Origin of the sequence: Acidiplasma sp. (assembly GCF_038728925.1) — an archaeon.
Taxonomy (GTDB): Archaea; Thermoplasmatota; Thermoplasmata; order Thermoplasmatales; family Thermoplasmataceae; genus Acidiplasma; species Acidiplasma aeolicum.
The window spans coordinates 23486-38234 of the sequence record NZ_JAVYSZ010000006.1; the positions used below are offsets into that span (position 1 = coordinate 23486).

The window sequence follows — 14749 nt, forward strand, 5'->3', positions numbered from 1 at the left end:
TATTTGTATTTTTGTTAATGTTCTGTATAAGAAATATTTATTAATAAAGTTTTAATATGGGTACAATGACCTATAACATTAAGACTCCATCAAAAAGAGATATAAATATAACAATAGCATTAATGGCATTTTCCGGATTATTAATAATATACGTAGAGACGATGATAGTCCCGGCCATACCAATATTCATAAAATTCTTTCACTCAACATATAATAATGTTTCATGGATACTAATTGCATATATTATTTCAGGTACGGTATCTGCCGCAATTTTTGGCAGGGTGGCAGATATGATAGGCAAAAAACGGGTTTTTCTTGCACTCGGCATTGTCTATCTCATAGCAGTGTCTTTTGGTGGATTTTCCAGAACACTGGATGAATTAATTGCAGTAAGGGCTGTTCAGGGTCTGGGTTTTGGTATGATACCAATAGCCTTTGCAATAATCAATGACGTCGTTCCAAAAAAAGAACTCGCACTTGCACAGGGGATAATGAGTGCAACCTTTGCAATAGGTTCAGGAATAGGTTTGGTTCTTGGTGCATATATAACTGAAGACCTGGGCTGGCAGTATGATTTCCATACAGCCATTCCTGTTACTGCAGTACTTTTAATATTAACATATATTTATTTAAAGGATTATTCAAAGCCACACAGGGAGAGGATTGATTACATAGGTGTTTCCCTGCTTGCCATACCATTAATAACATTCATATTTGCACTATCAGAGGGGCAAACATATGGGTGGACATCCACCCTAATTATTTCCCTATTTGTCTTTTCATTTATAATGTTCTTCGTCTTTGTATACTTTGAATCAAATTATAAATATGCTTTTATAAATATGAAGCTCTTAAAGGTCAGGAACGTTCTAATGGCAAATATCATTGGATTGTTTGCCATGGCAGCAATGTATTTTCTTTTCTTCACTGTTCCAACACTTCTTCAGGACCCAGCACCAGCAGGATTTGGCAAATCTATTATAGATTCTGGTTTGATCATGTTTCCTGCAACTGTAATGAATATGCTCTTTGCACCTGTTGCGGCCAGGGTAATACGCAGAAAAGGACCAAAACTTGCCATATTCATAGGTTTGACCGTTGATTTAATAGGTTTTATACTTTTATACCTTTACAGATCATCACTGCTTGAAATTCTGCTGGACACAATGTTCGTGGGTGCAGGCATATCCATGATGCTTGTTGGCATAATTAATGTATTATTAATATCAACCCCAAGGGAGCATGCCGGTGAGGCCACAGGAATAAATACAGTATTCAGGGATATAGGTATGTCAATAGCACCTGCCGTTGGCGGCGTTCTTGAAACAATGTATACAGTACCCGTGGTTGTTGGCGAAGTAGATGTGAACGGTATTTTGGTTGCCATAAAACATGGATTCCCTGATGCAACAGCATATAACTATATATATTTAATAGGTGTTGTTTTTGTGATATTTGGATTCATTTTTACAGCGTTTATTAAAAAGGTCAAAAATACGAATTAATTCTTGAAAAAAATCCTAAAATAGATTAAAGCATGTTGGAGGCACTTGCAATCCAGTAGGAGGGCATAGCCCTTGAAAATGATAGTAATTTATCAGATAGTTCTATCGCGTTGAAAAAATATTATAAGCATCTAATTGATGAAAGATTTAAATACAACCAAGATAATATCATAAATACAGGGTTGAGATAAAATGGATGCATTTATCTTTGCAATGATAGGCATATTCGTTATACTTATCGGCATAGCAGGTTACGCTGGTGGCTTTAAATCTGCAGGCTTTGCAATGGCTTTTCTTGGCCTTGCAGGATTTTTGGTCACAGCAATGGCTTATTATTCCGGCTATGTTTCTTATTCTTCCGCACTTAAGCAAGCCACTTCTGCCAGCCAGATATCAATGTACCAGCATAACTTGAGCCTCAACAATTTCAATGGAATGCTCGGGCTTCTATTTTTTGGCGTAATGATTGTATTTGGCATTGCAATGTACTATCTCGGATGGAAGGAAGATAAAAAAATAAAAAATATAGGGGATAATTAATGTTTAACAATTTAAAATTAAAAAATTTTTAACAGTCTTCCTTGTTGCCTTATTTTTAGTATCTGGAATGGCAGTTTTAGATAATAATTTTATTCACAATTCAAATTCCTCACTAATTACTGATTTTTCATTACTATTCCCTATAAATGAAACTTCTTCAGAAAAAACATATGTGAATTATTCATCTGAGACATCTTTATTAGATGTATCAGTATAAAAGCATGGGCCTGGCCGGATTCGAACCGGCGATCTTCTCCGTGTGAGGGAGACGTCATAGCCACTGGACTACAAGCCCATAAAACCATTATACCTTTCCATTATTTAAAAATTATACTATTATGGTGGTTTTATTGGCAGTGCTGTAAATGTGAGTATAAACATTACAAGTGAAAATATACCTATTGCAATATCCAGAGGCCTGATTTTTTCATAATCATTTAATGCAGGTGGATGCACAAGGCCCATAAAGATTACAAATAATGCAAGGAAAAGCCAGCCAAGATAGTCATAGGCTATGGTCAGATAAAATAAAAATCCAAGAAAAAGGTAGCTAACAATATACGCTTTTTTACCAAGAATCCCTCTTGCTATATGGCCACCATCAAGCTGGCCTGTCGGTATAAGATTTAGGGCTGTCGCAAACATGCCAACCCAAACTGCAAAAACCATTGGGAATAAAGGTTTATTTATGGGTTCAACAATGCCGAAAAGCCTGTATATTAACGGATAATTTAATATGAACGGTATGTAATGGCCAACTGGCCTGTATATTTTCTCAAGATACTGTGCAAGGAAGAGCAGGGGTAACGCAACAAGAAACCCTGCTATTGGACCGGCAGCTCCTATCTCTGCCATGGCCTTTCGGTTTGGCATCGGGTCCCTTAATGATACAAATGCACCAAAAGTTCCTATCTCATATGGAAATGGAATAAAAAACGGTAATGATGCGTTAACCTTATATCTGCGTGCCACAACATAATGTGCTGTTTCGTGTATGCCCAGTATCAGCATTAATGGAAGTGAAAAAAAGATAAATCCATACCATAGACTGTATAGTTCAGCATATGTCCCGGGCCTTACAAAGCTTCTGGCATATATAGAACCAACATAAATGGTTGAGGCCAGTGTTAATATGAGCAGTATTACATTTACATTATTGCTTTTATATTTTTCATCCGGTCTTATGGAAACTTCAACATAATGCTCCGCATCCTTAACAACAAACGGTATAAAACCCTCAGGAACTATTTTTTTTCTTAATTCATCAAATTGCCGGTCAAAATCAGGATTGTCGCTGTCAAAGAAATAAAATTTTATACTGACAGGATTTACCACAGCCTCATAATAGTTTATGTGCTCTTTAACAGTTGCAACAACGCCCTGCAACCTTTCATTTTGAACCTTCATAGTCGGAAACATAATTCACCAGCAATCAAATATTACAAATTCAATACAATAGATTATTTTTAATCATTATATGAATTTTTTTAAAAAATGATTTTATATAATTTTTCACCTGATTTTTAAAATTATTAATTCTTAATAAATATGATTATGGATAAAAGGCTGAATAATATCCACAGGAATAATAAAAGTATGCAAAAGTTTATGTTAAATTTGCGTTTAATGTAATCCAATGGATACATATTCAGATTTCCTGGAATTCTTAAATAAAAATAAAAACAATATTATAAAATCACTGGACCTTGAAAAGAATTCAGAATTTTACAGACTTTACCAGGAGGTTTTTGATAAAAATTTTATTGACTTTAATTTTAAGGGAAATATTAATGCTGATGTGGCTGCAACTGACAGCTCAGAGTTTGTAAGGACACTATACAACGGAAAGAGCATAATTATAATAAGGGCATACACAATATACGGTGAAAAATTTACCAAGGATTTTTTTATGGACACTGTTTACGTTGATCCATTAAAGTTAAGAAATTTTACAATACTTTTGATGGAAAACTCGGAACATTTATCCATAATAAAGTTGCTTGAAACTGAAAAACCTGAATATATATTTATTGACGGCTCATTTAAGGGGCGCATATCGCATTTAAATGAGGGACTTGATATAGAAAATTATGATAATTTTATGGATATTTATTTTAAAAATCTTAAAAAAATGCTGCAAATGGCCTTTAAAAACAATGTTAGGTTAATATTTATATCCAAAAGCAATTATTCACAATCATTTAAGGAATTCCTGCTTGAGAACCTTAAGCCAGGCATGTACCCGGATGAAATTGTGAAAAAGGCTAAAAAGGAATATACAAATGACCATTTAATTATAAAATCCCTGGCGCATAGAACCGGCTATACCACACCATTGATATACAGGCAAAATTTTTCTGGAACAGATGTTAATTATATTTCATTTGATGTTCTTCCAAGGGCAGATGACCTGCCAATGAAGGTTCAGATCGTATCACAGGAATTAATGATGGAAACAAAAAATGCCAGCCCGTATAATCTTGATCAAAAAATTCTTGAACTAATATTTTATGGTTATACCTCATATAAGGTATATAATATATGGCTTTATGATGTTGATAAGAGGGTAAAATTTAGAAGTGATGAAATGGAAAATCTTTATATGAAAACATTTGAAAAAATTACAGGCATAACATTTTATGAAAGCAGGGGTGAAAGGCGTGCAAGACTTAGAGTATGAAATAGGCTTTACAGCCGGTAAAAATTCATCAGGACACTTCCAGTTTGTCATATCTGAAAATGCAGATATTAAAAAGTGGGAGTACGTTGGTCTTAACATAAACGGAAGCATCGTTATAGGAAGAATAGAGGATATTGTTTCGAAAAGCGATTTAATGGACGAATCAATTGATTACGAAAGCATAAAGAGGTATACTGAAAATAAAATAAACGATTCAACAAACATGAGTTATGTCAATGTTCTTGGCCGGCTTGAAAATGACAATCTTGTTCAATCTAGGGAAATAATAACCCCGGGATTAAAGGTATATAAACTATCATCAGGCATTTTAAAAAAGTTATTCTCATTTCCAGATGAAGAGTCTTTATACATTGGCAACCTGCCAGATACTGGTGTGCCCGTATCAATAAATATAAAGGGAATGAGGCGTCATCTCGCAATTCTGGCACAGACCGGTGCGGGCAAGAGCCATACCGCATCTGTTATTATGGAGGAACTCTTAAAGAAGGGGGCATCAATAATAGTTCTGGACCCACATGCCGATTATGTTTTCATGAAAAAAGACAGGGATGGAAAAATTTACTCTGATAATATTGATGTATTTCGAACGCCGCTGAGCACCGGTAGATATTCAAGGGATGATATCGGAATTATAAAGGAATTTACAATCAGGTTTCAGGACCTTACAGCCGATGATATTAAGGGTATTATGGGAATTAAGGATAATTACACACAGATGTCACCATTAATCGATGATATTCTAAAGGCAATGAAGGGCAAAAAGGATTTAAACGATTTTATGAATACGGCCGAGAAGCTCCCACAGGATGATTACAGAAAAATTAAGGGGAGGCTGGTTTTTCTCGAGAAAATAAGGGAAATATTTTCGGATTACACAACAGGCATAAAGGATTATCTGGGCCCCGGAAAGATGTCCGTGCTCGATCTCTCGGGCATGGATCAGTACCTTGCAAATTATTTTTCATTCAGGATTTTAAGTGAAATTTATGATTCCAAAATATCATCTGAATTTAAATATCCTGTTTTTATCTTTGTTGAGGAGGCCCATAACTTTGTGCCGCCAAGGGTAAATAGCAACATAGCAGGGATGATCAAAAAAATAGCCGCAGAGGGTAGAAAATTTGGAATATTTTTAACAGTAATAACCCAGAGGCCTGGAAAAATAGACGCTGATGTTTTAAGCCAGTGTAATTCGCAGATTATATTGAGGGTTACAAATCCAATAGACCAGAACGCAATACTTCAAAGCAGTGAAAATATAACAGAATCATTAATGGAGGATCTGCCCTCACTAGATACAGGTGAGGCCATTATTGTCGGTGAAATAGTTAAAATGCCTGTAATTATAAAGGTCAGGGATAGGGAAACAAAGCCGGGAGGATCCGACATAGACATTATATCATTGCTAAAGGAGGCACGCGATGAGGTCAGAAAAATGAATAATCCTGATGAGATAAAAAAGAAAAATAAAAATCTCCTTGGTGATTTTTAATGGCCACATTTTTGCATTTATCTGATACGCATCTAGGTTATAAGGAATATATGATGGATGAACGCGAGAATGATTTTTATGAATCATTTAATGAGGCAATAGATATAGGGCTAAATGAGCATGTGGATTTTTTTGTCCATACCGGTGATCTTTTTGACACATGGTCGCCATCAAACAGGGCACTTAATGAATTTAAAAAGGCAGCACTGAAATTATATAACAATGGTAAGATTATGTACCTTATAATGGGAGACCACGACCGCCCGAAAAGGACCGATGAGATTGCCTCAAGGATTTTTGACTTTCTTGGCGTTAAATTACTTGGTATAAATTCAATAGAAAATATAAAGGTAAACTATTCAGGCGAGGACATCTTAATATCCGGCCTTTCCAATATGAAGGGATTAAGAAAAAATCTTATTGAGGAGGAGTATAAAAAAGGTAATGTTGCTGCAGGAGAATATAAAAATTCAATATTAATGTCCCACCAGGGCGTTTATCCATATTTCATATCAGAGGCCTGCGAGGTGGATTCATCACAGCTTCCCCAGAATTATAAATACCTTGCATTTGGGCATATACACGATTCAAATTTAATCGATGATAGATATCCTGTTTTCTCATATGCAGGTTCCACAGATTTAAACAGCACAAGTGAAATAAAACATTATCTAAAATATAAAAAGTCGGTAAATCTTGTTGAAATTACATCTGGAAATGTAAGCGTCCAGCAAATTAAGCTTAAATCAACAAGATATCAGAATATAATAGATTCAGATTTCATTAATTTTCAAAATGATCTAAAATCCATAGTTAATCAAAAAAGGGATAATGACAAAAAGCCGCTGATAACACTCACAATACATGGTTCAGGCGATAGAGACCTTGTCAGGAAACAGATAAAGGCTATTAATGATATAATAGTTCGTGGTCCACTTTTTGAGAAGGAAATTAAAAAAATAGTTGAAAAACCAAACATGAGCAAACTTCTTGATTATTTTAATGCATATTTTAATGATAAAAATACCGCTGAACTTGCTGATAAAATATTTGAAACGATCAAAAATGAGGATGTGGATTCTGCATATAAACTTATAAAGGATATAATGGGGATAGGCAATGATAATTGAATCAATTCATTTAAAAAATTTTTTATCTCACGAGGATAGTGAAATTAACTTTGACCCCGGGATAAATATTATTACGGGCAAAAACGGCGCGGGGAAGACAAGCATACTCGATGCCATGAAATTTGCACTTTTTTCAGACTCCAGAAACAATGAAAAAAACATAGAGATGATTAAAAAGGGTAAAAAAAACGCAGAGGTAACCATAACATTTAGAATCAACAATGATGAATATGAAATTTTTAGGTCACTTGGCATAAAGGGTTCAAAAAATTTGGAAAGGCTTTCATATGCCAAAAAAAATGGATTGTTAATAGCTGAAACATATGAGGGTGTAACATCTGAAATTTCAAAAATATTAAATGTGTCAAAGGATGTTTTTAAAAATTCTGTTTTTGTTGAACAGGGCCAGATGGATTCACTGATCTCCGGAACCCCAAAGGAGAGAAAGCAGGTATTTAGTGATATAATTGGCCTAACATTATTGTCAAAAAATGCCGATAAGATAGGAAAAATTATTGGTATGTTAAGATCAGAATCTGAACAATATTTATCATCAGAATTAAAAATTGATACATATAAAGAAAATATAAAAAATCTTGAAAATGAAAATCAGAATATAGCAAGGGAACTTGAAGAAATGAAAAATACCGAACTGGCTTTAAAGGAAGAACTCAATGGTCTTGATAAAAATATAAAAGAGTTAAATGGTTTAAGGGAAAATATAAAGTTTTATGAAAAAAGAAGGGCAGACATTGAAAATAGCATTGAAAGAATTAAAAATGATATAAATAAACTCAACAATCAACTATCTGAATCTGCCAATTTAAGCATGGAAATTAAAAAAATAGAGGAAAATCCATATTATTCCATGAGGAAAATTATGGACGAATATTTTATTAAAAAAAGGGATTTGGAGAAACTTCAAAAGAGCATATCTGACATATCATCAAAAATTGAAACATATAATAAAAATATGGAGAATTTAAAGGCTGTTGAGCAGCGCCATAAAATATATGAAAGAAACAAAAAACTTCTGGATGAGAAAAAATCCCTGATGGCCCAAAATGAGGTAAATTTTAGGGAATATGAGCACATGCTTTACCGTATTGAACAGATAAAGAACCAGCAAAAATCCATGGTAATTCAGCTTAACAGTCTAAAGGCCAGGCTGGGAAACATAAATACAGATAATATTGAGGAGGAAAAATTAAGAATAGGAAACCACATGGAAGACCTTGAACGTGAGAAAATATCCATTAAAAAGGATGTTGCATCATTAAATAGGGATAATATTGAATTGCAGCAAAACATAAATACCCTGCAGGGAAAAAGCGTATGCCCCCTATGCGGGTCAAAATTAACAGATGACCATATTAAAAATATTTTAAATGAATATAATTTAAAAAGAAGTGAAAATTTTCAAAGGCTTAATAAACTGGTTGAAAGAAACCAGGAGATAGATAATGAATTAAAAAGGCTAAAGACAGTGCATGATACATTAAACTCTGCCGATGCATCTGCAATACCGGCATTGCTCCATGATATCTCTGTTATGACCTCAGAGAGGGATAAATTAACAGGGGAAATGGAGGCTTTTAAACCCCAGTACGATGCATATAAACAGCTGGAGGCTGAGGTAAAAGCCCTTGAGGCTGATATAAATGCCGGTGAAAGGGCTGAGGAGGAATATAACCGGTTAAAGGGATTTTTGGAATCAATGGACATAAATGAGCTAAATAAAGAATTTAATAATTATAACAATGAGGTTAATGAAATAATAAAAAACCTATCAGACATTGAGGGTAAATTAAATTTTGTTCCCGATTATAATGTTTATAATAATACATATGATCTTCAGTCCAGACTAAAAAAGTTGATGGACGATGAGAAACTTGAATCGGCCATTAGGGCCAAAATAGACATGTATAAGCAGAATATGGAATCAATGGAGGAAGACCTTAACAAAATAATAAGAGATCTAAAAGATCAGAATGATCGAATAAGGTTGCTTGAGAATGATGAAAATAAATATGCGGAGTTAAGGGCTGAATACGATGAACTTTCAGGGAAAATAAATCTTGCAATTGCAAAAATGGATACAAATAATTTGCAAAAAGATCATTATAATTTAGAAATAAAAAAATATTCAGGAGATTATGAAAGGCTTAAAAAAATAAGATCTGCAATTGTTAACCTTGAAAAAATAAGAGGGGCATTTGATGTTAATGGAATCCAGGCCCTTATAAGAAAGGATGCCTCAGCATCAATTACAAATTTAACAAGAAAATATTTAATGTCATTTAATCTGGATTTTGACGATATAAGCATAGATGAAAACTTTAATATAAAGGTATCACAGAATTCAATGGAACAAACACTGGAATCACTGTCTGGTGGTGAAAAAACCGCCCTTGCAATAGCACTAAGGCTTTCTGTGGCGGAGTATGTCCTTGATAGAATCAGCACTGTTATCATGGACGAGCCCACAAATTTTCTTGATGAGGACAGAAGAAACAACTTAAAGGATATAATACAGTACTCACTTAAGGGTGAAACCAACATACCGCAGATGATAATTATCACACATCACAGTGAGCTAACCTCTGTTGCCGATAATTCATATGAGGTTGTCAAGGAAAATGGGACCTCCCATGTTATTTCGGGTTAAAATTAATAAATATAAATATTAATTTAATATTATTATGGATATGCTTGACATGGATTATTCAGATTCAGTTTATAGACCTGCAGAGGATTCATACATGGTAATGGATCATGCAAATCCCGGCGCCAGAATGCTGGAAATAGGCGCTGGGTCAGGCATAATATCAATTTATTTTGCATCCCTTGGTAAAATTGTTACCGCAACGGACATATCTGAAGACGCCATAAAATTAATTAAGCACAATGCAGAAAAAAACAATGTAAGAATCAATGTTATTGAGTCAGATCTTTTTGAAAATGTAAATGGGAAATATAATACAATAATTTTTAACCCACCATATTTGCCAGTGGAGGGAGAAAGCCCACAGTGGTCTGGTGGTTCTGATGGCTTTAAGGTTATTTCAAGATTTCTCAATGATGCATGGAAATATCTTGAAAAGCATGGAAACATTTACATTGTATTATCAGATTTAACCGACATAAACCTGTTAATTAAAAATTATAATAATAGGTATAATTTTAAAAAAATTGCGTCCATGGATTTTGAATTTGAATCAATATTCTTGTATGAGCTTACAGTGATATCATGACCATAGAGGAAAGAATTAAGGAAATAGAAGACGAAATTAAAAAAACACAAAAAAATAAGGCCACAGAAAAGCATATAGGCATATTAAAGGCGAGAATATCAAAACTGGAACTTGAACAGGAATCACATAAAAAATCCTCCGGATACGGTTTTTCAGTTCCAAAAAGTGGTGATGCAACAGTTGCGCTTGTTGGATACCCAAACGTTGGAAAAAGTTCAATATTAAATGCACTGACAAATAAAAAAAGCACCGTTGGTAACTTTGCATTCACAACATTAAATGTAATTCCCGGAACATTAAACTATAACGGCGCACAGATACAGATACTGGATCTGCCGGGAATAATAGACAATGCCGCACTCGGAGCGGGCAGGGGCCGTGAGATTATAAGCACTGCCAGGAATGCGGATTTAATTGTCCTTGTAACAGATATTGAGGCAAAGGGCCTTGACAGGATAATAAATGAGCTGTACAAGTCTGGAATAGTATTAAACAAAAGGAAAAAGGATATATCATTAAAAAAATCAAATTATGGGGGATTAAGAATACATAAACCAAAGTTTGTTGACATTTCTGTGGATGACATAAGGGACATAGCAAAGGAATTCAAGATCGTAAATGGGGATATATACATAAGGGAGAATGTGGACATTGATGATTTAATAGATTTTTTCAAGGGCAATATTGTGTATATTAAGTCAATCATGGTAGTAAATAAGGTGGATATGCCACACGATGAAAATACCTTAAGGAATAAGATAGAAAAATTTGGAGACTATCTTGAGGTTTCGGCCGCAACAATGTATAACATTGAAAAATTGAAGGAAAGAATATACAAATCACTTGATTTTGTCAGGGTTTACATGAGGAACAAGGCAGGAATCGTTGACTATGAGCGTCCCATGATATTAAATTCAGGATCAACTGTAAGGGACGTATGCCGTAAAATTAGCAGGGAAATGCTGGAAAATTTTAGATATGCAATTATCACAGGTCCATCAAGGAAAATAGAGGCAAAGGTTGGCCTTGATTATAGGGTTAATGATGAGGATGTGATAACAATAATAAGCAAATATTAGATGTCATATGATTTTAGTTTTATGAAAAAATTTATTAAATTACAATATTTTTATAACTAATACATTCAATTTAATATGTATTAGCGACAAAGCAAAGGTGATAAACACATAATATCTATTATAAATCAAAATCCTTTATTTTTTTGCGTCAACAATATTAAAAGTAATTACATTTACAAAAAGTTTATATGTTAGTAATAACGGATATATAATGTTCAAAAATTATTTTCTTGATTAATATGGCAATTTCGTATATAAATTGGGATGCGTCTATATTTGCATACACGGTTAGTGCGCATATATTGTTGGTGGCAATCACACTGGCAATGGCACTGCTCATTACAATATCTGAATTTATTGCACTAAAATATAAAAATAAACATTATGAGGTCCTTGCACATAAACTCACCATAGCACTTGTAATTAATTTTGCAGTCGGTACCGCCTCGGGAGTATTTATGGCCGTTGAACTCTTCCTGTTCTGGCCCAAATTCATGGAGGTCGTTGGCGCTGTTGCAATGTCAAGCTTTTATGCAGAGGTTTTTGCATTCCTAGTAGAGTCTATAACATTAATGATATATGTTTATTTTTGGGACAACTTTAAAAACCGCTGGAACCACTGGCTTGTCAGCTGGGGAGTCCTTATAGGAACAGGCGGCTCAGCATGGCTAATAACAAACGTTAATGCATGGATGAACACACCAACAGGTTCATTCAATATTCCGTATTATCTGCAATATGGTGTAATTAAGGATGTTAACCCGTTAAAGGTATTCTATGAGCCATCAACAGGGGCACAGCTATTCCATATGTTTACCACAATGTATTTTGCGGGGGCAATGGCATTGCTTGCTTACTTTGCATACAAATATCTTAAGGCCAAAAACGATGATGAAAAGATTATAGACAAGAACGCCATGAATATTCTTTCTGTGATAGGCATAATAGATATTATACTCATAGGTATAAGTGGATCACTTGAATTATCAACGCTTCTTGCCCTTGAACCATTAAAATATGCATCACTTGAGCTTGACATGCATCCTGTAACATACGGTGCACCCGAATATATATTCGGCATAATTATAAACGGTCATGCCGCAGATTATCTAAAATTACCACTGGCGCAGTCACTCCTTGCATATCCGACGACACTTGGCCATGGCGCAATACCGGGTCTGTCATCATATCCATCAAGCGTATGGGCACCATCATTCGTGCATGATCTCCTTGACCTGATGGTCGGCTTTGGCGTCCTAATGGGCTTCTTCTGGCTTGTATTCCTGATACTCAGGGCATTAAAAAAGAATGTTTATAACATGAAATGGGTGCTTTACTCATTTATTGTCCTTGGCGCCCTTGGTATGTTTACAATGGAGGATGGCTGGTGGACAGCTGAAGTGGGCAGGGTACCATACGTTATAAAATCACCAACCCCAGGCGGAATACTTGTTAATGGCCATATGTACTACGGTGTTATGTCATTATCACAGGCTGCATCCTACTCACCTGCAGTATGGTATATAGGTGTCGGTGTGATACTGTTTTACGCCATAATAATACCATTTACATTCTACTTTAACGCAAAGGTATTAAAACTGAGCAACATCGAGGATGATCTCAAAAAGGCTGAGCAGGATCTTGGAATAGAGGAGGAAAAGAAAAATATAAGTGGAATAAAAGCGGGGATGAGATAAAATGTCTTCATTTTTTTTGAATGCTGATGGGGTATTCATTAAGCTGGTTCTGGCTGCAATGTTTGCGTTCCTTGGATCAGAATTTATTGCAATATTCCCGATATTTATAAACTATGAAAAAACAAAGGAAAACGTGTTAAAGCATATAGTGCCAATCTGGGAAATTACAGGTACAATGATAGTGTTCTTTGTTGTTGAGTTAGAATTAATATATTCAAGTCTTACACCAATAGCATCATACCTGTTCATACCTGTGGTTGGTCTGTTCGTTCTTTTACTGGTGCTTAGAAATGCTTCAATAATATACGCTGAGTTCATATGGAAGAAGGTTGACAGCAAACCACTGTACATGTTCTATGCAGTTACAACGTTTTTGATGGTTGTTGGTTTCGTTACTGCCATAGCAATATTAATGACAGGCCTTGGCATACATCTGGTATTAAAACCACTCGATGCATCATACATAAATTATTTACCAATACTTGGCAGTGGTGTTTATTGGGTATTCCTTATAGGCGCCCTATTCATCTCATTTGGCATGTCGCAGGTCTTTTACAGGACAGTTAAAAACACAAGCTATGTACCATTAGCAACAATAATTATCGGTTTAATACTCGATTCATATGCATACCTGGAAATTGCACATATAGATAAGGTTTCAGTGGCTGCATATCTTGCAGTGCCAATAATACTTACATTAATAATACCGGTAATGTATATGATGAAATCAACGACAGAGTATGCTTCATATAAGCCACTGTGGTTTACATTAATGACCTTTGCAATGCTATCCCTTGAATTACCTGTAACAAAGATAGCAGGCGGGGCATTTCCTGTTAATGCATTTGCCTCTCCCAATTCAATGCTTGCATTTAATTTCTATTTGAGCATACTTGGAGGAATATTCTATCTTCTGCTGATGTTATTATATGCATACCTTTACAGCAGTGGTAAAATAATGCCAAAAGTATCAACGGCCAAAACAAAGGTCGAGGACAAGGCAGTTAAGGAAAACTAAAAAAAATTTTTATATAAATTTAGTGTAAAATATTTATTTTTATTTACTATTATTATTTATGAATTGCATTCATGTCATTTTTTATGGAAATGTTCAGGGCATAGGTTTCAGGGCCCATATAAGAGCAAAGGCAATATCACTTGGTCTCTATGGTTGGGTTAAAAATCTTGATGATGGAAGCGTTGAATCGTTGATATGCGGCGATGAGGATAAAATTAGGGAATTAATGAAATATGCACATAAAATTCCAGGAGCTGTTATAGATAGGACAGTTGAAACGCCTGAAAAATATGATAATATTAATGAATTTTCCATAATACATTAATTTAATAT

12 protein-coding genes and 1 tRNA gene are annotated in these 14749 nt (G+C 34.6%); 11 read left to right on the forward strand and 2 right to left on the reverse strand.

Going from position 1 to position 14749, the window contains the following annotated elements; all coding sequences use genetic code 11:
• The first annotated feature begins 65 nt into the window (after positions 1–65).
• Positions 66–1505, forward strand: coding sequence for an MFS transporter (locus QXW15_RS03610; RefSeq protein WP_156150263.1), 1440 nt, complete (start codon positions 66–68; stop codon positions 1503–1505).
• A 192-nt stretch (positions 1506–1697) separates the two neighbouring features.
• Positions 1698–2045 carry a hypothetical protein gene (locus QXW15_RS03615; protein WP_048100847.1) on the forward strand — a complete coding sequence of 116 codons (348 nt, stop codon included), beginning with the start codon at positions 1698–1700 and terminating at the stop codon, positions 2043–2045.
• A 222-nt stretch (positions 2046–2267) separates the two neighbouring features.
• Here the strand turns inward: QXW15_RS03615 and QXW15_RS03620 are convergent.
• Positions 2268–2340: transfer RNA gene (locus tag QXW15_RS03620), tRNA-Val, on the reverse strand.
• Between the two features lie 41 nt (positions 2341–2381).
• Positions 2382–3464: a site-2 protease family protein gene (locus tag QXW15_RS03625; protein ID WP_048100848.1), complete on the reverse strand. Its 1083-nt coding sequence runs from the start codon at positions 3462–3464 to the stop codon at positions 2382–2384.
• Between the two features lie 217 nt (positions 3465–3681).
• On the opposite strand from QXW15_RS03625, the gene QXW15_RS03630 reads away from it, so the two are divergent.
• The 9 genes from QXW15_RS03630 (at position 3682) to QXW15_RS03670 (ending at position 14741) form a co-directional block, all read left to right on the forward strand.
• Positions 3682–4725 carry a DNA double-strand break repair nuclease NurA gene (locus tag QXW15_RS03630; protein WP_048100849.1) on the forward strand — a complete coding sequence of 348 codons (1044 nt, stop codon included), beginning with the start codon at positions 3682–3684 and terminating at the stop codon, positions 4723–4725.
• Positions 4706–6238 (forward strand): ATP-binding protein, encoded by a 1533-nt coding sequence (locus QXW15_RS03635; RefSeq protein WP_342789976.1) that lies wholly within the window; start codon positions 4706–4708, stop codon positions 6236–6238. Before QXW15_RS03630 ends, QXW15_RS03635 begins: the two co-directional genes overlap by 20 nt.
• Positions 6238–7368: an exonuclease SbcCD subunit D gene (locus tag QXW15_RS03640; protein WP_055032634.1), complete on the forward strand. Its 1131-nt coding sequence runs from the start codon at positions 6238–6240 to the stop codon at positions 7366–7368. The genes QXW15_RS03635 and QXW15_RS03640 overlap by 1 nt, the downstream gene beginning before the upstream one ends.
• The gene (locus tag QXW15_RS03645; protein ID WP_048100852.1) at positions 7358–10036 is read left to right on the forward strand and encodes an AAA family ATPase; all 2679 of its coding nucleotides are present in this window, start codon (positions 7358–7360) and stop codon (positions 10034–10036) included. Before QXW15_RS03640 ends, QXW15_RS03645 begins: the two co-directional genes overlap by 11 nt.
• 34 nt (positions 10037–10070) lie before the next feature.
• A complete protein-coding gene (locus QXW15_RS03650) occupies positions 10071–10622 on the forward strand; it encodes a HemK2/MTQ2 family protein methyltransferase (RefSeq protein WP_342789978.1) in 552 nt (183 codons plus the stop codon).
• Entirely contained in the window at positions 10619–11701 is a 1083-nt protein-coding gene (locus tag QXW15_RS03655; RefSeq protein WP_048100853.1) for a GTP-binding protein, read from the forward strand. The genes QXW15_RS03650 and QXW15_RS03655 overlap by 4 nt, the downstream gene beginning before the upstream one ends.
• Positions 11702–11940: 239 nt before the next feature.
• Positions 11941–13398: a cytochrome ubiquinol oxidase subunit I gene (locus QXW15_RS03660; protein ID WP_048100854.1), complete on the forward strand. Its 1458-nt coding sequence runs from the start codon at positions 11941–11943 to the stop codon at positions 13396–13398.
• Position 13399: 1 nt separating this feature from the next.
• A complete protein-coding gene (locus QXW15_RS03665) occupies positions 13400–14416 on the forward strand; it encodes a hypothetical protein (protein ID WP_048100855.1) in 1017 nt (338 codons plus the stop codon).
• Between the two features lie 58 nt (positions 14417–14474).
• Positions 14475–14741, forward strand: coding sequence for an acylphosphatase (locus tag QXW15_RS03670; RefSeq protein WP_287950194.1), 267 nt, complete (start codon positions 14475–14477; stop codon positions 14739–14741).
• The last annotated feature ends 8 nt before the right edge of the window (positions 14742–14749 follow it).